Annotated in this window: 18 protein-coding genes; 9 read left to right on the top strand and 9 right to left on the bottom strand. The window is 59.3% G+C overall.

The window, feature by feature from the left end; all coding sequences use genetic code 11:
• Positions 1 to 24 precede the first annotated feature (24 nt).
• Positions 25 to 1194: an LLM class flavin-dependent oxidoreductase gene (locus tag ACYSMN_RS00865; protein ID WP_488921937.1), complete on the top strand. Its 1170-nt coding sequence runs from the start codon at positions 25 to 27 to the stop codon at positions 1192 to 1194.
• 531 nt (positions 1195 to 1725) lie between these two features.
• Here ACYSMN_RS00865 and hppD read toward each other — a convergent pair.
• Both hppD and ACYSMN_RS00875 read right to left on the bottom strand, forming a co-directional pair.
• Positions 1726 to 2859 (bottom strand): 4-hydroxyphenylpyruvate dioxygenase, encoded by a 1134-nt coding sequence (hppD, locus tag ACYSMN_RS00870; RefSeq protein ID WP_488921938.1) that lies wholly within the window; start codon positions 2857 to 2859, stop codon positions 1726 to 1728.
• Between the two features lie 431 nt (positions 2860 to 3290).
• Complete coding sequence (locus ACYSMN_RS00875) at positions 3291 to 4208, bottom strand: DMT family transporter (RefSeq protein ID WP_488921939.1); 918 nt, start codon at positions 4206 to 4208, stop codon at positions 3291 to 3293.
• A gap of 95 nt (positions 4209 to 4303) precedes the next feature.
• Between ACYSMN_RS00875 and ACYSMN_RS00880 the strand changes: the two genes are divergently transcribed.
• The 5 genes from ACYSMN_RS00880 (at position 4304) to ACYSMN_RS00900 (ending at position 8749) form a co-directional block, all read left to right on the top strand.
• Entirely contained in the window at positions 4304 to 4693 is a 390-nt protein-coding gene (locus ACYSMN_RS00880; RefSeq protein ID WP_488921940.1) for a hypothetical protein, read from the top strand.
• A gap of 119 nt (positions 4694 to 4812) precedes the next feature.
• Positions 4813 to 5157: a DUF952 domain-containing protein gene (locus tag ACYSMN_RS00885; RefSeq protein WP_488921941.1), complete on the top strand. Its 345-nt coding sequence runs from the start codon at positions 4813 to 4815 to the stop codon at positions 5155 to 5157.
• A 46-nt stretch (positions 5158 to 5203) separates the two neighbouring features.
• Positions 5204 to 5842: a hypothetical protein gene (locus tag ACYSMN_RS00890; RefSeq protein ID WP_488921942.1), complete on the top strand. Its 639-nt coding sequence runs from the start codon at positions 5204 to 5206 to the stop codon at positions 5840 to 5842.
• A gap of 92 nt (positions 5843 to 5934) precedes the next feature.
• Positions 5935 to 6708, top strand: a complete 774-nt coding sequence (locus ACYSMN_RS00895) for a hypothetical protein (protein WP_488921943.1) — start codon at positions 5935 to 5937, stop codon at positions 6706 to 6708.
• Positions 6709 to 6853: 145 nt separating this feature from the next.
• Positions 6854 to 8749 carry a tetratricopeptide repeat protein gene (locus tag ACYSMN_RS00900; protein ID WP_488921944.1) on the top strand — a complete coding sequence of 632 codons (1896 nt, stop codon included), beginning with the start codon at positions 6854 to 6856 and terminating at the stop codon, positions 8747 to 8749.
• 388 nt (positions 8750 to 9137) lie between these two features.
• Here the strand turns inward: ACYSMN_RS00900 and ACYSMN_RS00905 are convergent, their stop codons facing one another.
• The 3 genes from ACYSMN_RS00905 to ACYSMN_RS00915 all read right to left on the bottom strand — a co-directional run bounded on the left by ACYSMN_RS00905 (position 9138) and on the right by ACYSMN_RS00915 (position 12525).
• On the bottom strand, positions 9138 to 9689 hold the full coding sequence (locus ACYSMN_RS00905) for a P-loop NTPase family protein (protein ID WP_488921945.1): 552 nt from the start codon (positions 9687 to 9689) through the stop codon (positions 9138 to 9140).
• A gap of 474 nt (positions 9690 to 10163) precedes the next feature.
• Positions 10164 to 12065: an ABC-F family ATP-binding cassette domain-containing protein gene (locus ACYSMN_RS00910; RefSeq protein WP_488921946.1), complete on the bottom strand. Its 1902-nt coding sequence runs from the start codon at positions 12063 to 12065 to the stop codon at positions 10164 to 10166.
• Positions 12066 to 12270: 205 nt separating this feature from the next.
• Positions 12271 to 12525 carry a hypothetical protein gene (locus tag ACYSMN_RS00915; RefSeq protein ID WP_488921947.1) on the bottom strand — a complete coding sequence of 85 codons (255 nt, stop codon included), beginning with the start codon at positions 12523 to 12525 and terminating at the stop codon, positions 12271 to 12273.
• A gap of 118 nt (positions 12526 to 12643) precedes the next feature.
• Here ACYSMN_RS00915 and murI point away from each other — a divergent pair, with 118 nt between their 5' ends.
• Positions 12644 to 13465, top strand: a complete 822-nt coding sequence (gene murI / locus ACYSMN_RS00920; protein WP_488921948.1) for a glutamate racemase — start codon at positions 12644 to 12646, stop codon at positions 13463 to 13465.
• Between the two features lie 27 nt (positions 13466 to 13492).
• On the opposite strand, the gene ACYSMN_RS00925 is transcribed toward murI, so the two are convergent.
• A complete protein-coding gene (locus tag ACYSMN_RS00925) occupies positions 13493 to 14023 on the bottom strand; it encodes a GAF domain-containing protein (RefSeq protein ID WP_488921949.1) in 531 nt (176 codons plus the stop codon).
• Positions 14024 to 14477: 454 nt separating this feature from the next.
• On the opposite strand from ACYSMN_RS00925, the gene ACYSMN_RS00930 reads away from it, so the two are divergent.
• Positions 14478 to 15476, top strand: a complete 999-nt coding sequence (locus ACYSMN_RS00930) for a Kelch repeat-containing protein (protein ID WP_488921950.1) — start codon at positions 14478 to 14480, stop codon at positions 15474 to 15476.
• On the top strand, positions 15466 to 16794 hold the full coding sequence (locus tag ACYSMN_RS00935; RefSeq protein ID WP_488921951.1) for a DUF4270 family protein: 1329 nt from the start codon (positions 15466 to 15468) through the stop codon (positions 16792 to 16794). The genes ACYSMN_RS00930 and ACYSMN_RS00935 overlap by 11 nt, the downstream gene beginning before the upstream one ends.
• A 169-nt stretch (positions 16795 to 16963) precedes the next feature.
• On the opposite strand, the gene ACYSMN_RS00940 is transcribed toward ACYSMN_RS00935, so the two are convergent.
• The 3 genes from ACYSMN_RS00940 to ACYSMN_RS00950 all read right to left on the bottom strand — a co-directional run bounded on the left by ACYSMN_RS00940 (position 16964) and on the right by ACYSMN_RS00950 (position 20064).
• Positions 16964 to 17665, bottom strand: a complete 702-nt coding sequence (locus ACYSMN_RS00940) for a siderophore-interacting protein (protein ID WP_488921952.1) — start codon at positions 17663 to 17665, stop codon at positions 16964 to 16966.
• Between the two features lie 201 nt (positions 17666 to 17866).
• Positions 17867 to 19084: an ABC transporter permease gene (locus ACYSMN_RS00945; protein WP_488921953.1), complete on the bottom strand. Its 1218-nt coding sequence runs from the start codon at positions 19082 to 19084 to the stop codon at positions 17867 to 17869.
• A gap of 161 nt (positions 19085 to 19245) precedes the next feature.
• Complete coding sequence (locus ACYSMN_RS00950; RefSeq protein ID WP_488921954.1) at positions 19246 to 20064, bottom strand: ABC transporter ATP-binding protein; 819 nt, start codon at positions 20062 to 20064, stop codon at positions 19246 to 19248.
• Between the last annotated feature and the right edge of the window lie 53 nt (positions 20065 to 20117).

The following is a 20117-nucleotide window of genomic DNA, read 5'->3' on the forward strand; positions in this document are numbered from 1 at the left end:
ATCAAGAAATCAGCACATCAACCAATGTCCCTTTCCCTGCCCATTACCACCGTGCCCGTTCGTACTCCGCAGCGGGTGGCCGAAATTTCCTGGTTTGATGACCTCTGCGGCGGCGACACGCAGTACCTGAGCGTGCTCGACGGCGCCTACCGTAGCTCCTGGGCCCACTGCCGCGACATCACACTGCGCGCCGAGCAGTTGGGCTACTCTAATATTCTGCTCCCCACTTCCTACACCGTGGGTCAGGATGTAATGACGTTTGCGGCGGGTATCGCCCCGCAGATCTCGCGCATCAACCTGCTCACGGCCATTCGCACCGGCGAAATTCACCCGCCCATGCTGGCCCGCGCCCTGGCCTCGCTCGACCACATGCTCGAAGGCCGACTCACCATCAACATCATCAACTCCGACCTGCCCGGCCTGCGCGAAAACCCGGAGCTGCGCTACCAGCGCTGCGCCGAGACCATCGAAATTCTGCGCCAAGCCTGGACGCAGGAGCGCATCGTGCACAAGGGCGAGCTCTACCAGTTCGATATGCCTTCGGACCCGGCCAAGCCTTACCAGCAGAACGGCGGGCCACTGCTGTACTTCGGGGGCACTTCCGAAGGCGCCCGCGAGGTGTGCGCCAAGTACTGCGACATGTTCCTGATGTGGCCCGAGACGGAGGAAATGCTCTACGAAACCATGCAGGACATGAGCGCCCGCGCCACCCGCCACGGCCGGCAGATCGACTTTGGCCTGCGCATCCACGTGATTGTGCGCGAAACGGAGTACGAGGCTCGCGCCTACGCCAAGAAGCTGATGTCGAAGTTCGATGCGGTGAAAGGGGCCGAAATCAAGAGCCGGGCGCAGGATTCGTGGTCGATGGGGGTGCACCGCCAGAACCAGCTGCGTGAGCACGCCGACATGGAAGGCTTCGTGGAGCCACTGCTCTGGACCGACATTGGCAAGGCCCGTTCCGGCGCTGGCGGCGCCCTCGTCGGCGACCCGGACCAGATAGTGGAGAAAATCAACCGCTACATGGACATGGGTTTCCGCGCCTTCATTTTCTCCGGCTACCCGCTGCTCGACGAGGCCGACTACTTTGCCCGCTACGTGCTGCCGCGCCTGCCCAACGTATCCATGCCGCGGGAGCAAGGCCGCATTCCGGCCACCACGCCGGTTACGCCCCTGACGACGGCGCCGCTGAAGTAGGGCAGGAAAGAGGAGCGTTCCGCAGAGGCGTTAGCCGAAGCATCTCGCGTGCTGACGTGGCAGAGTTTTAATAATCTTACAGGCTAGCCCCAGCGGGGCGACATATCGGTAGCCCTGGTGGCCCGAAATATTGTTTTAAAGCCCCCTCGGGGCGACACAAACCGTTCAACGATTTAGTGTCGCCCCGAGGGGGCTTTATCTACTGTTACAGTAGTTCTTCTACCGATATGCCGCCCCTCCGGGGCTAGAGCATATGCCGCAATACCGGCTCGTTGGGTTGTAATTGTTAGGCGCCAACCACTTCAAGCAAACATGAGCTTCGTTGCCGCTTGTGCGTGGAATACCAGGTATGACGTTGCCACTAAACAACATCAGCAACGACATCAACCACCCCGGCCTTCGGCCACCCCTCCTTCAAAAAGGAGGGGAGCTAGTTTCTAGCCATAGCGCTGGCTCTAACTGTGGCCTTCTCTGAATAACAAAAAGCCCCGCTACCTCACGTGGCGGGGCTTTTTGTTATTCAGAGAAGGCCTATAAGTTGCCGCGGAGGGCTTGTTCGCGCTCTATGGCTTCGAAGAGGGCTTTGAAGTTGCCTTTGCCGAAGCTCTTGGCGCCTTTGCGCTGGATGATTTCGAAGAAGACGGTGGGGCGGTCTTCGACGGGCTTGGTGAAGATCTGGAGCAGGTAGCCTTCATCGTCACGGTCGACGAGCAGGTTGAGGGCTTTGAGGCTTTCCAGCTCTTCGTCGATGTGGCCGACGCGGTCCAGCAGGTCGTCGTAGTAGGTGGCGGGCACTTGCAGAAACTCTACACCACGGCGGCGCAGCTCGGTTACGGTGGTGCGAATGTCGTTGGTGATGAGGGCCATGTGCTGCACGCCGGGCGAGTGGTAGAAGTCGAGATACTCTTCGATCTGCGACTTTTTCTTGCCTTCGGCGGGCTCGTTGATGGGGAATTTCACGAAGCCGTTGCCGTTGCTGACCACCTTGCTCATGAGGGCCGAATACTCGGTGGAGATGTCGTCGTCGTCGAAGGTGATTAGCAGCTTGAAGCCCATCACGTCCTCGTAGAACTTCACCCACTGGTTCATTTCACCCCAACCTACGTTGCCCACGCAGTGGTCTACCACTTGCAGGCCCACCGGATTGCCCTGCGGAATGCCGCTGGATTTGGCCACGAAGCCTGGCAGGAAGGGCCCGCTATAATTGCTTCGGTCCACGAAGGTGTGGATGGTTTCGCCGTAGGTGTAGATGCCGGCCAGCGTTACGGAGCCGTGCTCATCCTTGATGGTATAGGGCTCGAAAGCAGGCTTGGCGCCGCGCTTAGTGGTTTCTTCAAATGATTTGCGGGCGTCGTCCACCCATAAGGCCATCACCTTTACGCCGTCGCCGTGCTGGGCCACGTGGCGCGTGATGTCGGAGTCGGGGAGGAGGGAGGTGGTGAGCACGAAGCGGATTTTGTTCTGCTGCAGCACGTAGCTGGCCCGGTCGCGGACGCCGGTTTCGGGGCCGGAGTAGGCCACCAGCTCAAAGCCAAACGCGGCCTGGTAGTAGTAGGCCGACTGCTTGGCGTTGCCGACGTAAAACTCGATGTAGTCGGTGCCGTTGAGGGGCAGAAAGTCCTGGGCGGGCTGAGCCTGCACGGCGGGCGAGGTCATGGTTTCCATGGGCGGAGAAATTGCGGGTGGGAGGTGGATACGTGGGTAAAAATACAGTTTCAGGGGAAATCATTCCCGCTCCACTGTTTTTCGATTATGGCTCTCAATAGTGGAAAGTGGGAGCGAGGAATGGTGTTTCGTGACAGTCGAGGACTGTTTCACCTTAGTCAAGGGGTGTTTTCGATTGGTCGAATGGTGTTTCCGATTTGCCAAGGGGTGTTTTCAATTGGTCGAATAGTGTTTCCGATTGGTCAAGAGGTGTTTTGCTTCAGTCAAGGGGTGTTTCGTAATGGTCGAATGCTGTTTTGCTGTAGCCAAAGGGTGTTTCATGATGGCGGAATGGTGTTTTGCTTCAGCCAAGGGGTGTTGCAGCGTAGTCGAAGGGTGTTTCGTGACCGTCGAGGAGGGTTTGAGGGTTACCGAGGGAGAAAACTAAACGCTCACGAAGGCTGAGGCGCTGATTTGCGGCGGCCTCCTAGCTGCGCCACCAGAATGCCCGTGAGCACCACGGCCCCACCGGCCAACTGTGGGGCCGTAACGGTGCCGCCGTAGGTGAGGGCGATGAGCACCGAGAAGACCGGCACCAGATTCATGAACAGCGCCGCTTTATCGGGGCCGATGTGCACGAGGCCGCGGTTCCAGAAGATGTAGCTGATGGCGGTGCCGAAAGCGCCCATCACGAGCAGCGGCAGCCAGAAGCCGAGCACCGGAAACGTGGCGTAGGGGGCGGCCAGCAATGCCGGCGCGGCGGGCACGGCCAGCAGCAACAGCCCCAGCAACGCTGTAACGGTGGTGGTTTCGAGGGCGGGCAGCGTGGGCAGAAAGCGCCGCACCGAGACGTGGTTGAAGGCAAAAGCCAGGTTGGCGAGCAGAAACCATAAGTCGCCGCGCGAGAAGCTGAGGCTGCTGAGCGTGGCCCAGCTGCCCTTGGAAATAACGATGAGCACGCCCGCCAGGCTAAGCGCCGCGCCTAGCCACTGCCGCCGCGTGAGGCGCGTGCCCAGCATGCGCGTAGCCAGCAGCATCGTCGTGACGGGGTTCAGGCCGATGATGAGCGTGGCATTGACGGGCGAAGTGTACTGCAAACCCTCAAAAAAGGCGTAGTTGAACAGAAACACCCCCGAGCCCGCCACCACGACTATTCCCCACCAGTGCGCCCGTATTCGCGCCCACGACCAGCCGCCAGTCGCCATTACTATACCCAGCAGCACCGCGCCACCTACCGCGTAGCGCAGTGCGGCCCCGGCCAGCGGCGGCACAAACCGCAACACCGGCACGGCCAAGTGGAAATTGAGTGCCCAGGCAGCAACGGCCAGCGTAACCAGCGCGTAGCTACGACCAGTGGATGATTGATTCATGCTTCCTTCGTAAAATTGGGGCGGCAGCGGGAACCGCGCACGAAAATGCAACGAATCCTCTCCACCTTTGTAGCCACACCCATTGCTTAGCCCCTATGAACCTGGAAGAGCTGAACCGCGCCCTCGTTACGCTGATCGAAAAGAAGAAAGCCCTGCAAGACATGTCGTACGATGATGCCCGCTACGACGATGTGGAAGAGGAACTGCACGATCTGGAAGACGATTTCAACGATGAGTACGGCGCGTTCTTAGAAGCTGCCATCGAGAAAGTTCACGCCGATATCAAGTCCGATACCGACGTGCTGCTGCCCACGGCTTACTTGCCAGTTACCACCACCAGCGGCATGCCCTTGCCCAAGGAAGGCGTATGGGTGGACTCCGAAAAATACCCCGGCAAAGAAGCCCGCCTCACCCTCGTTCCCAACCCCACGCGCCTCGTCATCACGGTAGGCAAAGCCGTGCAGCAGGAACTCTGGAAAGCGTAGATTTTAAATGAAGAATGGGCCGTTCAACGACTACTAGCGTTGAATGGCCCATTCTTCATTCTCAGTCTGGGTTATTAAACGACTCAATTCTTCCTTCCTCATTCTTCATTACCCATAAGATGCTTTATCGAATTGCTGAGGCGGGGGATTGGGAGCAGGCGCAGCAGACCGGCTTTTTCGCCAGCGCCGATTTGGCGGCGGAAGGGTTTATTCATTGTTCGGAGCGTGGGCAGGTGTTGGAAACGGCACGGCGCTATTATGCCGGCCGGCAAGACCTAGTGCTATTAGAAATAGACGAAGACGCGCTGGCGGCCGCTGGAGTGCGGGTGGAGCGGGAGTGGGTGGAAAGCCGGCAAGAGCATTTCGCGCACGTATTTGGGGCAGTGCCACGGGCCGCAGTGCGCCGCACGTGGGAGTTTGGCACAAATAATGTCGGCGAATTAAAGCTTCCTGCTGACCTCTAGAAGGCTATGACCGGCGGGTAGCTTTTGCCTTAATTCTCCCCGCCTGATGAAAGCACTTCGACTCTTATTTGTGCTGGCTGGTATGGCTACGGTCCCGGCTTGCGTCCCCTCTTACGTATCGGTGAAGCCGGAGAAAGGCACCGGAGTCTGGCAAGAGGGCTACGAACAAACAACTGCCGCTCAGGATAGCTTGCTGACCACCGTGCGGTTTGTGCGCTACGAGCTTGGTACGTTGGTATTTAACGTTAGCATCCAAAATCAGTCGGAGCGGCCGGTGCTAGTGGCGCCGGCACAGTTCATTTACGTACCGGAACGCACGGGCAAGGCAGTCCCGAAAGGCACGTACATGGACGCTGTTAAGGCCGTAGACCCGGAGCAAAAGCTGGGTGCCTTGACTACCGCAGTGGCCTACAATATGCAGGAGGCCCAAAGCTGGATAGCGCCGGCGGGCTTTCAGGAGCGAACCTACTATAACACGGCTGCTTTGCAGGCGCAAGGCCAGAGACAAGAAGTGGAAGCCCGGCTCCTGCGCAAAACCACTCTGGCTCCAGGGCAAGGCATCCAGGGCTACGTTTACTTCCCGCGCACCGATGCGGCGGATATCCTGCACTTTTCGCTAGCGCTGCGTCCGCAACCCATAATCATTAGCTACAAGCAGATGCATAGTTCCCGCCCCATCTATTAACGCATTCCTTCACAAAAGTGGAGGCTTCTGCCAGGTGAAGGACGCAAATCGCCTTTGCGTGTTCCAATATCAATTTCCCTTTCTTCCTACTTATGCTTCGTTCTCTACTTCACTCGTATCGTTCTGTTTGGGCGGCCGCGTTGGCGTTACTGCTCACGGGCTGCGCCCCATCTTACTACCTGAAACTAGCTCCCGGCCAGCTCACTGGCGATTCTGAGTTCGGCGCCACCATCGGGCTAGCGGAAGCCGATAGCTTGGAGGTGCGCGTTGGGTTGGGGCGCTACGAAAAAGCAACCGTCTCCTTCTACGTCGACATTCGCAACGGCTCCGACCGGCCCGTGCTAGTGGCACCCGAAACGTTTTGCTACCTGCCCACGGTGCCGCAACCGGCCGTCGCCTCGGCCAGTGGCGCCGTGTCCCGTACGGCCCCCGTGCTGGCCATTGACCCGGAGCAAAAGCTGCGGCTCCTAGCTGCTCGCCAGGCCGCGGAAGAAGCAAAAGCATCGAAGGTGAGCTTCTTTGAAGTGTTGACAGCTGTTTCTCACGTGGCCGAGGACGTGTCGAGCATCAAAAAGAAAGAAACCGCAGAACAGATAGCCGAGCGCGACCAGCGCCATGCCAGCGACAATGCCTACTTCGATGGGCAACGCGCCGACCACGCCGCACAGGCCGACGCGCTGTACGAGCAACACGTCACGCAGCACCAGACCCTGTTGCGCAAGCACCTGCTGGCCCCCGGTGAAAAGCTCACGGGCTTCGTCTACTTTCCTCTTAATAATGCCGCTACTCACCTGCGGGTAGTGGTGTACCTGCGGGAGCGACCCTACACGTTCGACTTCGACCAGCAAAAGCTTGGTAACAAGTGAACTAACTGCTCCTAATAACACAAAAAAAGGCCTCCTGTTTGACGTGGAGGGCCTTTTTTATATTATCAAATAACTTTAATGTTGTGCCGTATAGTGTCATTGAATAATTTTGGTGTATTATCACTTATCCTATTACTATGCGCTCATGAGGATTTGTGTACTGATATTATGCTGGCTGAGCATCAGCCTTGTTGGGTTGGCTCAAAACCAAAAGGTCACTCCGCGAGCGCAGCGGCTGCAACAGCAACTACGCCAAGCCACCCGCGACACTACGCGGATACGGCTGCTACTTGCGTTATCAGAGGACTACCAGGAGCATGATACAGAACAGGCTCTGCGCTATTGCCTCGAAGCCGTAGCGCTAGCCGAGAGGCATAGCGGGACCCTGCAACTTGCAAGAGCACTTGGCCGGTTAGGATGGGTATACGCGAACCGGGGTGAGTATAAGCTCGGCTTACAGTACATACACCGAAGCTTACGCGTAGCGCAAGCAGGCAAGCACAAGGTAGCAGAAATGAATGCCCGCCACGGCCTGGGTTCCATTTATTCAGACCAAGGCAACTATCTGTTGGCGTTGGAGTACCTTCTGCCCGTGCTGCGCTATTACGAAACGCGACCCCAATATTCCCATAGCTATGCCTTGGCATTACACGCAGTGGGCGGCTGCTATTTCTATAAAGGCAACTACCAAAGGGCCATCACTTATTATCGGCGGGCAGAGGGCCTACTTATTAAGTCCGCCGAGAAGGATGGTTTAGACCATATTTATCTGGCCCTCGGGGCTTGTTATATAGAGGAAGGCAACCTAGTCGAGGCAGAGCAGCTATCCAGGAAAGCGCGCCAGCTATTTGCGCAAGACAACAACCGGATTGCTGAGGCAGTGGCCTTGTTCAACCTAGGTGAAATCTACCGGCACCAAAACAAGTTGAAGCTGGCTCGCCAGCATTACGAAGAAGCAATAACTATGGCTACTCGTACTGCTGATATAAGCACAAGTATTAGTGCGGGTATCGGCCTGGCTCGGGTGCAGATACGGGAAGGACAATATGCTCAGGCCCGAAAAAATATCGATCAGCTTCTAATGCAAAGCCGCCGCAACCATATTTTGCCGTCGCTGCAGGAGATATACGAGGTGAAAGGCATCTTGGCAGAAGCGCAGGGAAACTATCAGGAGGCCCTCACTTTTCGCAAGCGGGAAGCCCAGCTACAGGATTCGCTGGTGGGTGCTAAAAGCGGTGAGAAAGTGGCCTTGCTCCAAACTAAATTCGACAATTACTCCCGCGAGCAGCAGGCGCTACGCCAACAACAGCGCATCCGGCAGCTTCAGCAGCAGCGTAAGATCAGCTGGTTATGGGCCGGACTGGCGTTGGCAGTAGCCTTGGGTGGCAGCGTAACGGGCACGCTCTGGCTACGGCATCACCGGCTGCGGGCCCAGCGCGCCCTGGCCAAACAAGCCACCCGCCAGGCCACGCTACGCGCCGAGCAAGTACAAACCCAGGCGCAGCTCCAACAAGTGCGCCGTCAGCTCGACCTCAAGCACCAGGAGCTGGCTAGCTTGGCGCTGAGTATCACGCAGAAAGGCGAGTTTCTGGATGAAGTGCGCAAGCAGATCGATGGCATTTCTCAGCAAACCGACGATGCGGCCCGCCGTCAGTTGCAGCAGCTGCGGCGCAATATCAGCCAGCAGGCAAACAGCGAAAACGACTGGGCGCATTTCACGGTAGCTTTCGAGCAGGTACACCAAACCTTCTTTGCTACCCTGCGCCAGCGCCACCCCGACATCACGCCGTACGAGTTGCGGCTGTCGGCGCTGCTCCGGCTCAATCTGGCCTCGCGCGATATGGCCGCCGTGCTCGGTATTTCGGAGGACAGCGTGAAGAAGGCCCGCTACCGTTTGCGCCGCAAGCTAGGCTTGGAGAGCAATACCAACCTCATCGATTTCATGATGAGCATAGAAGATGGCTCCGACAGCAATTCATTGGAAGAAAATGAGGGACCAGGCAGAGAAGAAAAGCCGGATTCGGAGGAAGGGAAGATGTAACCAGGTAATAGGAGCGGGTGATGTCCACTGCTCCCTAGAAAGTGTAGGGCACGGGAACGGTTGATAAGACCTTTGCCCGTTGCATTACTGCTATCAACTCAATAAGCGGCCTGCCCCCAGTAAGCTGCTCGTCAAAGTCGATCCTAATGTACCCGCCGGCTTCTTGAAGGCGACTGATGAGGCCATCTCCGCGCTTCAGCAGGCAAAACTTCCAGCTGAAGTCCCGGCGCATCAGCCCCAGTGCTTTCGCCACGCAGGTTTGTCTTCGGAGGGAGCATAACCCGGGCTACGACCGTAGCCAGCATCATCGTGCGCGAAACGAGCTGCCGCATCGGCTCTGCCACAGCAGCTACACAGGGGAGCAAGCAGCATTCGCGACAAGACGGTACTAATGACGAGCGGGGTGCTTGGCCAATGCGGCGGTTATCTGATTTATTCTCTCTGTTACGGAAGTGTCGCCGCGGATTTCGAGGGTGGGGCAGGGCAGCTGGCGGAGCCACATTTCGTGGGCTTGCAGGGTGCGGCCCCGCGCGGTGCTGTCGTCGTAGCCGGCGGCCCAGGCCAGAAACTCTCGAAACTGTTGCTGCCGAATAGGCTCTTGCAGGGTTGCGGCTCCGTACCGCTCATATTCCCGGGCCTCCAAGCGGGCCAGCCGCACGGCGGGCGGCACCCACAGAAACACCGCCAAATCAAACTGGCCGAGAATTGGTAATTCCCAATTGATGATGGAGCCGCCCAGTATCCAGTCGGGCTCTTGCGCAAGGGCACTTAACAGCAAGTAGTTGCGCAGGGCTGGTGGGCGCCGCTGCGTGAACGGCTGCGCTGAGGCTTCCCAGTAGAAATCGTCGGAATCCAGGTAAGCACAGTGCAGCACTGGGGCCAAAGCCTGTCCCAGCGTGGTAACTCCCGACCCGGAAGCGCCGAAAAGGTGCAGCTTCATGGCTGAGTAATGAGACGTGAGTACGGAGTAGTTAGATTTTGTAAGTCCATTGATTTTTGGCAGACAGCCTTATGTCTCAATACTCACTATCAACGTCTTAGAGCGAGTTTGCGGTTGGTGTACGGCGTGTAGCGCGAAGCTCCGGCTTCGCGTATCGTTGAACGACAAGCGTTGTTATGGTGCGGACGAGACGCGAAGCCAGCACTTGGCGCTACTGCCGCCAGCTAGTACCCCAACCCAATAACTGAATACTTCAGGACTATCGCACGGCGGCCTCTTGGAAGCCCCGGCGGGGCGACATATTGGTAGTGCAAGGTTGTAGTGACGGACCAAACCCCGGCGGGGCGACACCTGCTAAGATGGTCTGAGAGTGTCGCCCCTACGGGGCTTTGGGGCACATTAGCGCAGCAGATTACTACCGATATGACGCCCCTCCAGGGCTAAAAAACGAACCTGGGTGCGTAAATCCTCATATTACACCAAGTCGGCCAGCTCCAGCCACCGCTCGCCTTTGGTGTCGAGGTCGTGGTCGGTGCGTTTGAGTTGGGCGGCCCAGTCGGCTAGCTCCTGATGGTTGCCGGCGCCGGAGTTCAATTTCTCGATGAGTTGCTGCTTCTGCACTTCGAGCTGCTCGATTTCCTTTTCCAGCGTCTCGTATTCCTTCTTCTCGGCGAAGCTGGCCTTGCGCTTGGCCGATGCCGCAGCGGGCGCTGGCGCGGCCGTAGCCGCCGTCGGGTTCACCGACTTCAGGGCCTTGGCCATGTCGCGGGCGGTGGTGTCGGCTTCTTGCTCTTGGAGCCACTCGCGGTAGTCGGTGTAGTTGCCGGGGAACTGGCGGATTTTGCCGCCCGGCTCCAGCGCAAACACCTGCTCCACCAGCGCGTCCATGAAGTAACGGTCGTGACTCACGATGATGAGGCAGCCGCGGAAGTTGAGCAGGAAGTCTTCCAGAATATTGAGCGTCACGATGTCGAGGTCGTTCGTGGGCTCGTCGAGAATGAGGAAGTTGGGGTTTTTGATGAGCACGCGCAGCAGCTGCAAACGGCGCTTTTCGCCCCCGCTCAGCTTGCTCACCAGCGTGTACTGCTGGGCCGGCGGAAACTGAAAGTGCTGCAAAAACTGCGAGGCCGTTACGGTGCTGCCATCGGCCATTTCCACCACTTCGGCCACTTCCTTCACAATGTCGATGACGCGCTGCGTGGGGTCGAATTCCAGCTCCGCTTGCGTGTAGTAGCCAAACACGGTGGTCTGGCCCGCATCCACGATACCGGAATCGGGAGTGAGCTGCTTAGTGAGGATGTTGAGCAGCGTGGTTTTGCCCGCGCCGTTGGGACCTACCAGACCAATCCGGTCCTTTTTCTTGAAGACGTAGCTGAAATCGTCGAGCACTACTTTGTCGCCGAAGCGTTTGCTCAGGTGCTCTACTTCGATGATTTTACCACCCTGGCGGGTGGTTTTCACGCTTAGCTCCAGCTCGGGCCCTTTGATTTTGGTGCGGGCTTTTTCCTGCGTTTCGTAGAAGGCATCGATGCGGGCTTTCTGCTTGGTGCCCCGGGCCTGCGGCTGGCGGCGCATCCATTCCAACTCCTTGCGCAGCAGGTTGCGGGCCTTCTCCACCTCGACGGTTTCCATCTGCTCCCGCTCGGCCTTCTTCTCCACGAAATAGGCGTAGTTGCCCTGGTAGCGGTGCACGCGGCCGTTGTCCAGCTCCACTATTTCATTGGCTACGCGGTCCAGGAAGTACCGGTCGTGCGTCACCATGAGCAGGGTGAGAGAAGGAGAGGCCAACCGGTTTTCCAGCCACTCGATGGTAGCCAGGTCCAGGTGGTTGGTTGGTTCGTCGAGAATGAGCACGTCGGGCTCTTCGATGAGCACGCGGGCTAGGGCTACGCGTTTGCGCTGCCCGCCGGAAAGCTTGCTCACGTTGCGTTGCAGCAGCTCGCCCAGAATACCCAGTTTGCCCAGAATCTGCTGCACCTGCGACTCGTAGTCCCAGGCATTGTAGGCGTCCATAAGCTCCATCACCCGTTGCAGGTCCTGAGGCTTGTGGTTGGGGTCGTTTACCACGTGCTCGTAGTCGCGGATGGCGGCTAGCGTGTCGTTCTGGCTGGCGAAGATGGTTTCTTCCACCGTCAGGGCCTCGTCGAACACCGGCTGCTGGCCCAGGAACGCCACGCGGGTTTCTTTGCGGGTGCTTACCGTACCAGTATCAGGCGGCTCCAGGCCAGCCAGAATGCGCAGCAGCGTGGTTTTGCCCGAGCCGTTGATGCCCACCAGGCCCACGCGCTGGCCTTGCAGCAAACCAAAGTTCAATTCCCGGAAAAGCCACCGGTCGGCATAGTTCTTCGAAAGATTCTCAGCGGAAAGCAGATTCATGGGTGCAAAGGTAGATCACGGATGATCACGGATGAGCACGGATTTTAACGGATTGCACGGATTTTGTAGCTGGCGCGGACATCATCTTGCCTGATACAACACCACAAAAAAGTACTTGCTAAGGATTTGCTATTTGGCAAGTCCTTCTGGTTTTCAATCGTCCACAAAATCCGTGTAATCCGTTAAAATCCGTGCGAATCCGTGATCAGATGACCCGGATGCGGTCCACGTGGAGGTCGTCGCGCAGGATTTCGAGGCCTTTGTAGGCGAGGGGGCGGCCGGTGTTGTGGGTTAGTTCGCCGCCGTCGGCGTGCAGGTGGGCTACGTCGAGGACCAGTTGGGTGTACTTTCGCTCGCCTAGTTCGATGGCGACTGGGCGGCCCTGGGCGGAATCGAAAGCGGCCAGCGCGTGATCAATTTCTTCCAGAATGGTACTCATGGCGGTGGTAGAATAGCGCATTAGAGGCGGAAGATAGGAATTTGAAAGAATTGTAAAATTTTGTCGTTCATTTTCTTTCTAGTGCGCCCCACTACAAGTCGTGGCCGTTCCGCTGCTTCCTCGTTACTTCGCCGCTACTATGACACCTGACCTCATCACTCGCCCCATTGGCGTTTTCGACAGCGGCATCGGCGGCCTCACCGTGGCCCGCGCCGTGGCCCGCGTGCTGCCTCACGAGCGGCTCGTCTACTTCGGCGACACCGCCCACCTGCCTTACGGCGACAAAAGCACGGCCGCCATTCAAGCTTACTCGGTCAAGATCTGTGATTTACTGCTCAAGCAGCACTGCAAAGTGATTCTGATTGCTTGCAACTCGGCTTCGGCGGCGGCCTACGAGCTGGTGCGCGAATACGTGGGCTCTAAGGCGCGCGTGCTCAACGTTATCGACCCAATTGTGGCGCACGTGGGGCAAGCTTACGCCGGGCGCACGGTGGGCCTGATCGGCACGAAGCAAACGGTGAACAGCAACGTGTACCGCAAAAAAATCGACGACCTCGACGCGGAAGTGGAACTGCGCAGCCTGGCCACGCCGTTGCTGGCGCCCATGATAGAGGAAGGGTTTTTCGATAATTCCATTGCCAGCAATATCATCGAAACCTACCTCACCAACCCCATCCTGACTAACATCGATGCCTTAGTGCTAGCCTGCACGCACTATCCGCTCATCAAGAAACAGATTGCGAATTTTTACCAAGACAGCGTGCAAGTGCTAGACGCATCCGACGTGGTAGCGGCCCACGTGAAAAAGTACCTGGAGGAAAATCAACTAGCCGCCCAGCCCGGTCCCGTTGCGCCCGCCCACCACTTCTACGTCTCCGACTTCACCCGCTCGTTCGAGGAAAGCACACGCATCTTTTTCGAGCAGGAAGTGCATCTGGAGCACTACCCGCTCTGGGAGTAAAGGTGGGCCGATAGTAATGAGCCGTCCTTAAATCTGGCCTAGCCCGCGCACATACGCCTGCACCACGGGCAAAAACAGCGGCACGGCGGCATTGAGGTAGGCGCGCTCGGCGGCGGTCCAGTGGCGTGGATGGCCGAACACGCAGGGCTGCAAGATGCCCCACAACTGCCCGCCGTCGGTGATGTGAGCGTGGACCAGAGCGCGGTGGCCGAAGGTGCGGCGCTCAAATTCCTGGTTGAGCACGTCGGGGCCGGCTTCAGTTACGTCGTCTACATACACGGAAGGCTGGGTGGCCAGGGCGGCTCGAAAGAGCGGGTCTTCTTTGGGCAAGTCGCCGGTGTCATCCTGCCAGTCGTGGCGCGGGTCGGGTACGGCTTCGTCTAAGCGCCAGACGAAGGCAATGCGCCCGCGGCCCCGCGCCGGGTCGCGGACGTAGAGGAAGCAACGGTCGGCGCGCAGGTGCGGGCCTACTACATCGAGGGCGCGCTGTAAAGCCTCGGCGGGCGGTGTGGCGGCGGCTAGTACGGCGCTGAGTTCAGAGAGGGGCGTGGTGAGCATGAGTTTCGGCGGAGAGATTAGAATAATAGGGCAGCAGGGCTGCCAACGAGGACTAACGCGATGCACCTTGGTTGGTTGACGCGGTAGCTGCCACGAAAGCCACGGAATTACGAAGGTTTCTGAACTGCACAGGCGCGGCGGCAGCCACGCAACAGAGCAAGCGGGTCGGAGCAAGCAGGCCGCCAACAACTGGATGCCCTCTGGCCCGGCGCCGACGAAAAAGAATTTTTTCGGGGCGGGAGCAGCGCCATCTACTAGAATGAGTGCGGGAGACTGGTCGGAGAAACTGGCGGAACGGTCTAGGAATGTGGGAGGTTGGTAGATGGTTTTTCGGGAGCAGAAGGCGAGTGGATAGGTTTGAGCGAGTGAAGAAAAAAGCCCGGCTGGCGGGACCATGCAACCTGGCGGCTGGGCTTCAAGCTCCTTCACTTACCTTACCAATCCCCCTTCCTGTATGAACAAACCCAGATTTCTGGTGTGGCTGCTGCTAGCCATGCTGAGCCTAACCGCCTGCGACAAAGACGACGAAAACCCCGACGATGACATCATCGGCAACTGGACGAAAAGCTCCCAGTTCGAGGGGCTGGCCCGCAGCGGGGCCGTCACGTTCACCATCGGCGACAAAGCTTACGTGGGCCTGGGCACCGATGGCACCGACCGGTTTCGGGACTTTTGGGAATACAATGCTGCTATTAATACCTGGCGGCAGATTGCCGACTTTCCGGGCGTAGCGCGCTACCAGGCGGCGGCTTTTGCGGCCGACGGCAAAGGCTACGTGGGCACGGGCTACGACGGGGCCAATCGGCTCAAAGACTTCTGGGAATATGACCCCAACACCAACCGCTGGACGCGCAAGACGGACTTTGCCGGCTCGGCCCGCTACGCGGCCGTGGGCCTGGAAATAGGTGGTAAAGGCTACATCGGGACCGGCTACGATGGCAACTCCAAGAAAGACTTCTGGCAGTACGACCCCGCCGCCGACCAGTGGACGCAGAAACCCAGCTTCGGCGGCGACAAACGCCTGGGCGCCGTGGCTTTCAGCATCGACGGTACCGGCTTCATACTCATTGGCTCCGACAACGGGCTGGCCAAAACGGATATCTGGGCCTACGACCCCGCTACCGAGCAATGGACCGAGCGGCGCGAACTGGAAGACAACGATGATGAAGATTACGATTACAGCGACGTGCCGCGGGCCAATAGTGTCGGCTTTGTAGTCAATGGCCGAGGCTACGTAACGGTAGGCTCCAACAACGGCAACCTCGCCACCAGCTGGGCCTACGACCCCGCCGCGGATACCTGGGAGCAGAAAAGCGCCTTTGAGGGCGCTAGCCGCACGCTGGCCGTAGGTTTTGGCCTCGGCGACCGGGCCTACGTCGGAACGGGAGTATCGGGGACGAGCCGGCTGGACGATTTCTGGACGCTGGCGCCGGATGAGGAAGATGAGGACTAGCTGGCTCCGCAATGCTTGGCGGCCAGCCAGCCGTTGGTGGGTGGGTGGTGCCCTTCTCATCGGGCTGGCCAGCTGCGACAACGCCACCGAGCTAGGTACCGACCTGCCGCCGACGGACAACATAACGGGCACCACCTACATCGATACGCTAACGGTGCGCACCGCCACGGTGCTCGTCGATTCGGTGGCGACTTCCAACACCGACTACTTGCTGCTAGGGCGCTACGCCGATAGCCGGCTGGGCACGCTCACGGCGCGCAGCTACGCCCGGCTAGGGCTAAGTGGAGCGGCTTTCGAGCCCGCCGCCAGCATGGTGTACGACTCGCTGGTGCTGGTGCTCATTCCCGATGCCTACCGCTACGGCGACACCACCCGCACCCAGGAGCTGCAAGTGCACCGTTTACGCGAGACGCTGCGCGCCAACACCACCTACTACGCCTTCAACTCCCTCAGCTACGAGGCTAGCGCGCTAGGTACCTGCCGCTTTCGGGCCCGCCCGCGCCTCGATACGCTACGAGTGAAGCTAGACGACGCCCTAGGCGAGGAACTGCTAACGGCCAGCCGGCGCCGGCAGCTCACCACCAACGATGAACTCGCCGCTTTGCTGCCCGGCCTGGCTTTATCGCCCGACGCCACGGACGACGCGGCCGTGCTCCGCTTCAGCGCCACCAATGGCGCCACGGCGCTCCAACTCTACTACCACGACCCTGACCAACCAACTACGGCCCTGTCGTATGCCTTTACGGTAGCGGGTGGCAGCCGTCATTTCTACCAGCTGCAAGCCCTGCGTAATGGCACCCCGCTCAGCAGCCTGAGCTCCTATTTGCAAGCCTTGCCCAGTGCCCGCACGGCCGCCGAGGCCTACATTCAGGGCGGCTTGGGCTTGAAGATGAAAGTGGAAATTCCGTATCTGCGGAATCTGAACGAGCTGACCGGCACTTACGTCATCAACTCGGCTCTGATGAAGCTGGAAACCGTGCCAGCGGCGGAAAACCGGTATTTCTCGCCGCCTGCCAGTCTCGATATTCAGGTGGCGGACCGCAGCAACCGAAGCCTGGGCTTGCTCACCGATGTGAGCGGCAACCAGATTACGGCGTCTTACGTCCGCAACCTGTCATCGAGCACCAACCTCGACCAAGGCAGCTACAGTTTCTCCCTGACGGCCTACTGCACGGCCGTGCTCAGCCGGCAAATCGACAACAACGGCGTGCTCCTGGCTCCGGGAAGCTTGACCACACCCGAACAAGTGGTGCTCGGCGGCAGCGGCAACCAAACCCACGCGCCTCGCCTGTCCTTATATCTGACGCGGGTGCTCTAACAATTCCAAGCCGACTTCCTACCCGCTGCGGGCCGACAAAACCTGGTTTCGTGGGCTCGTAGCGGGATTTATGGATTGTTGTTGAGCCAGTTCAGAGCCAAGTTGAGAAGTGCCTTCGGTCGATTCCCAGATAGTGATAGAAGACCTCACGCAATCTTATACCGCGGCATCAACTCCAGAAAGGCTTGGTTTTGATTCGCTGAGGGGGAACGTGCCATTGTTTGCGCAGCAGCTGATGCAGTTCGACGCACCAAAGCTGCGGGCCGCCGAGGTAAAACAAGCAGCCCTCCATAGTTGACGTTAGGCCTTGGGCAGTCAAGCTGGCTAGCACCTCGGTGGGCGAGAGTTGGTCGGCTACGGCGAAGTGTAGCGGGTAAGTGCCATTCACATCCGGGAAACAATCGGCCTGGGTGTGGGCGTGAACGAGGCTGAAGACGGATTGCGGGAGCAGCAGCGGGCGTCGCAAGGCGTATAGGTGAGCCAGGGCCGAGACATCGCCGACCAAGCAATAGGAGAGGGCCGTGGCATCGAGTACGAACTTGCCGCCCGGCCCGTGGAAATGCACTTCGTCGCCGGGGCGGCAGTGCTGAGCCCACCGGGCCCCGGGGCCGCCGGAGAAGGTGCACACGGCCAGCTCTACTGTGCGAGCCGCGGCGTCGTAGTGCCAAATAGAGTAGGTGCGCTTGCGCAGGGCCGCCTCCGGTCCGCTCAAATCGAAGAATACGTTGAGCGTTTGGCCGGGCGTGTATTCCAAGTCCGCCAAATCGGGGCCCTGGAGCGTGATGCGGTAAGCATGGTCGGCAATATGCTGGCTGCCGATAAGGGTGGCCCGCTTAAGCACTTGCTTCGCCAGAGAATTCAGTAGACCCATGAAGGGAAGGGTTGATAGTAGCCCGGACGCCGCGCTTGCGGCTGCTGACGAATCAACGGCTTCTATGTTTTATGGCCTCATTCTCCAAGACATATCTGGCCTGGAGTAATACGGTTCTCATTCCCGGTAACAGGCGAAACTTAGCGCCATAAGCAGAAGGCAAACTCAGATTCTTCACTCCGTTCAGAATGACAGCTTGGGCTATTCGTAGCGAAGCGCGTCAATGGGGTTGAGGCGGGCCGCTTTGCGGGCTGGGTACCAGCCAAAAAACACCCCAATGGCTGAGCTGAATAAAAAAGCCAGCGCCACGGAAGAAGTGGAAACGGTTACCTCCCAGCCGAGCGCGCTGCCCGCCGCGTAGGCTATGCCGGTGCCCAACGCTACGCCCAGCAAACCACCGAGCACGCTCAGCACCACGGCTTCAATCAGAAATTGGAGCAGCACGTCACCGCTCTTGGCCCCAATAGCCAGCCGAATCCCGATTTCGCGGGTGCGCTCCGTGACGGAGACGAGCATAATATTCATGATGCCAATGCCGCCCACCAGCAGCGAAATACTCGCAATGCTGGCCAGCAAAGCCGTGAGAGCCCCGAACACACTGCTGGCCGTGTTGCTGATATCGGACTGCGTGCGCACCGAAAAGTCGTCTTCCGCGTCCGTGGCCAGCCGATGCCGCTGGCGCAGTAACTGCTTGATGGCGGGCGTGGCCTCCGGGATGCGCGCTTCAGTTTGGGCCGAAGCGTAAATCTGCTGCACGGAGGTACCAGCCAGCATTCGCTTCTGCACCGTGCTGAACGGGGCCAACACTAAATCGTCCTGGTCGCCGAAGGTGCTTTGGCCTTTCTCGGTCAGCACCCCAATCACTCGCACCGGAATGGTGCCCAGGCGCAGGCTTTGGCCCACCGGGTCGCGGCCAGCGCCGAACAGCTCCCGCGCCACGGTGGCCCCAATCACGCACACTTTATCGGCGGTTTGCTCGTCGCGGGTGCTGAAACGGGTACCGCGTTGCAACGCAAGGCTGCGAATGTCGAAGTACACGGGGTAGGCGCCGTAGACGGTGGTGCGCCAGTTGCGGCCCGCCGCTACGGCTTGCACGCTGGTGCGGGCCAGGGGCGTGGCGTGGCGCAACGCCGGTATGGCGCGAGTCAGAGCGTCGGCATCGGCCTGGGTGAGCGTGGCGGCCCCGCCGGCTTCCTGGCGCACGCCGCCCTGGCTGGGCGCTTCCGGCGTAATGGTGATGACGTTGGTGCCCAGGCTGGCTATCTGGTTCTGAATGTTGCGGCGGGTGCCTTCGCCAATAGCCAGCATGGCAATGACCGCGCCTACGCCAATGATGATGCCGAGCATGGTCAGCAGCGAGCGGAGCTTGTTCTTGCTCAGCGAGCGGTAAGCTATTTTCAGCAGATTGAGCAGGTTCATGCAAACAGGGTTGGGCCCTTAGAGCAAGGGAAGAATGATTCGTGCCTGTCGTTCGGCTTGCTCCCCGGCCCGGTCCGATACACCAGCTGGCACCGACCGGTATAGAGACAGAAGGACGAGCCGGAGCCAGGAAGCGGCGCCGAACAACAGGGCTTGGCGTACTACTTTTCCATCGGCAGCTGAGCGAGGACCTGGGCGGCGCTTTTCTTGTCGGCTACCGGCGCGTCAGTCAACATCTGGCCATCCCGAAAAACCACCTTGCGGTCGGCGTACTCCGCGATGTCGTCTTCGTGCGTCACGAGCATCACCGTAATGCCCCGCTCGGCGTTCAGACGCTGAAAAATGCCCATCACCTCCACGCTGGTGCGCGAATCGAGGTTGCCGGTGGGTTCGTCGCCCAAAATCAGCACGGGGTCGTTGATGAGGGCGCGGGCAATGGCTACGCGCTGCTGCTGGCCGCCGGAAAGCTGGTTGGGCAGGTGGTCGGCGCGGGAGGCCAGGCCCACCGCGTCGAGGGCGGCTAGCACTCGTTCCCGCCGCACCCGCGCCGAAAGTCCGCCTTTGTACAGCAGCGGCAATTCGACGTTGTCGAAGGCCGAGGTCCGGGCCATCAGGTTGTAGCTCTGAAATACGAAACCCAGTTGGCGGTTGCGCAGTACGGCCAGCTCGTCGCGACTCTGGCGCCCCACGTCCTCCCCATTGAGCAAGTACTGGCCGCTGGTGGCCACATCGAGGCAGCCCACAATGTTCATGAGCGTGCTTTTGCCCGAGCCGCTGGCGCCCATGATGGCCAGCATCTGCCCCTCGGGTACGTCCAGGTTCACGCCCCGCAGCGCCCGCACCGTTACGTCGCCCATTTGGTAGGTTTTGGTGATGCCTTGCAGGCGCACAATCGGTCTGATTTCCATGCTTGGAGTGTATGGGCGGCTGGTATCCGGCCCCACGCCAGCCGCCGATGCCGATGCATGAGCGGTTTCCATTGTTCTATCGTTAAGAGAAAAGGATTGAAATGCTCGGCTGTTGCCGAGGCACA

The organism is Hymenobacter sp. M1-2 (assembly GCF_057808495.1).

Excerpts from the sequence above, each read along its gene's own strand:
- ACYSMN_RS00865 (WP_488921937.1), top strand. The coding sequence starts at position 25 with ATGTCCCTTTCCCTGCCCATTACCACCGTGCCCGTTCGTACTCCGCAG.
- hppD (WP_488921938.1), bottom strand. The coding sequence starts at position 2,859 with ATGGAAACCATGACCTCGCCCGCCGTGCAGGCTCAGCCCGCCCAGGAC.
- ACYSMN_RS00875 (WP_488921939.1), bottom strand. The coding sequence starts at position 4,208 with ATGAATCAATCATCCACTGGTCGTAGCTACGCGCTGGTTACGCTGGCC.
- ACYSMN_RS00880 (WP_488921940.1), top strand. The coding sequence starts at position 4,304 with ATGAACCTGGAAGAGCTGAACCGCGCCCTCGTTACGCTGATCGAAAAG.
- ACYSMN_RS00885 (WP_488921941.1), top strand. The coding sequence starts at position 4,813 with ATGCTTTATCGAATTGCTGAGGCGGGGGATTGGGAGCAGGCGCAGCAG.
- ACYSMN_RS00890 (WP_488921942.1), top strand. The coding sequence starts at position 5,204 with ATGAAAGCACTTCGACTCTTATTTGTGCTGGCTGGTATGGCTACGGTC.
- ACYSMN_RS00895 (WP_488921943.1), top strand. The coding sequence starts at position 5,935 with ATGCTTCGTTCTCTACTTCACTCGTATCGTTCTGTTTGGGCGGCCGCG.
- ACYSMN_RS00900 (WP_488921944.1), top strand. The coding sequence starts at position 6,854 with ATGAGGATTTGTGTACTGATATTATGCTGGCTGAGCATCAGCCTTGTT.
- ACYSMN_RS00905 (WP_488921945.1), bottom strand. The coding sequence starts at position 9,689 with ATGAAGCTGCACCTTTTCGGCGCTTCCGGGTCGGGAGTTACCACGCTG.
- ACYSMN_RS00910 (WP_488921946.1), bottom strand. The coding sequence starts at position 12,065 with ATGAATCTGCTTTCCGCTGAGAATCTTTCGAAGAACTATGCCGACCGG.
- ACYSMN_RS00915 (WP_488921947.1), bottom strand. The coding sequence starts at position 12,525 with ATGCGCTATTCTACCACCGCCATGAGTACCATTCTGGAAGAAATTGAT.
- murI (WP_488921948.1), top strand. The coding sequence starts at position 12,644 with ATGACACCTGACCTCATCACTCGCCCCATTGGCGTTTTCGACAGCGGC.
- ACYSMN_RS00925 (WP_488921949.1), bottom strand. The coding sequence starts at position 14,023 with ATGCTCACCACGCCCCTCTCTGAACTCAGCGCCGTACTAGCCGCCGCC.
- ACYSMN_RS00930 (WP_488921950.1), top strand. The coding sequence starts at position 14,478 with ATGAACAAACCCAGATTTCTGGTGTGGCTGCTGCTAGCCATGCTGAGC.
- ACYSMN_RS00935 (WP_488921951.1), top strand. The coding sequence starts at position 15,466 with ATGAGGACTAGCTGGCTCCGCAATGCTTGGCGGCCAGCCAGCCGTTGG.
- ACYSMN_RS00940 (WP_488921952.1), bottom strand. The coding sequence starts at position 17,665 with ATGGGTCTACTGAATTCTCTGGCGAAGCAAGTGCTTAAGCGGGCCACC.
- ACYSMN_RS00945 (WP_488921953.1), bottom strand. The coding sequence starts at position 19,084 with ATGAACCTGCTCAATCTGCTGAAAATAGCTTACCGCTCGCTGAGCAAG.
- ACYSMN_RS00950 (WP_488921954.1), bottom strand. The coding sequence starts at position 20,064 with ATGGAAACCGCTCATGCATCGGCATCGGCGGCTGGCGTGGGGCCGGAT.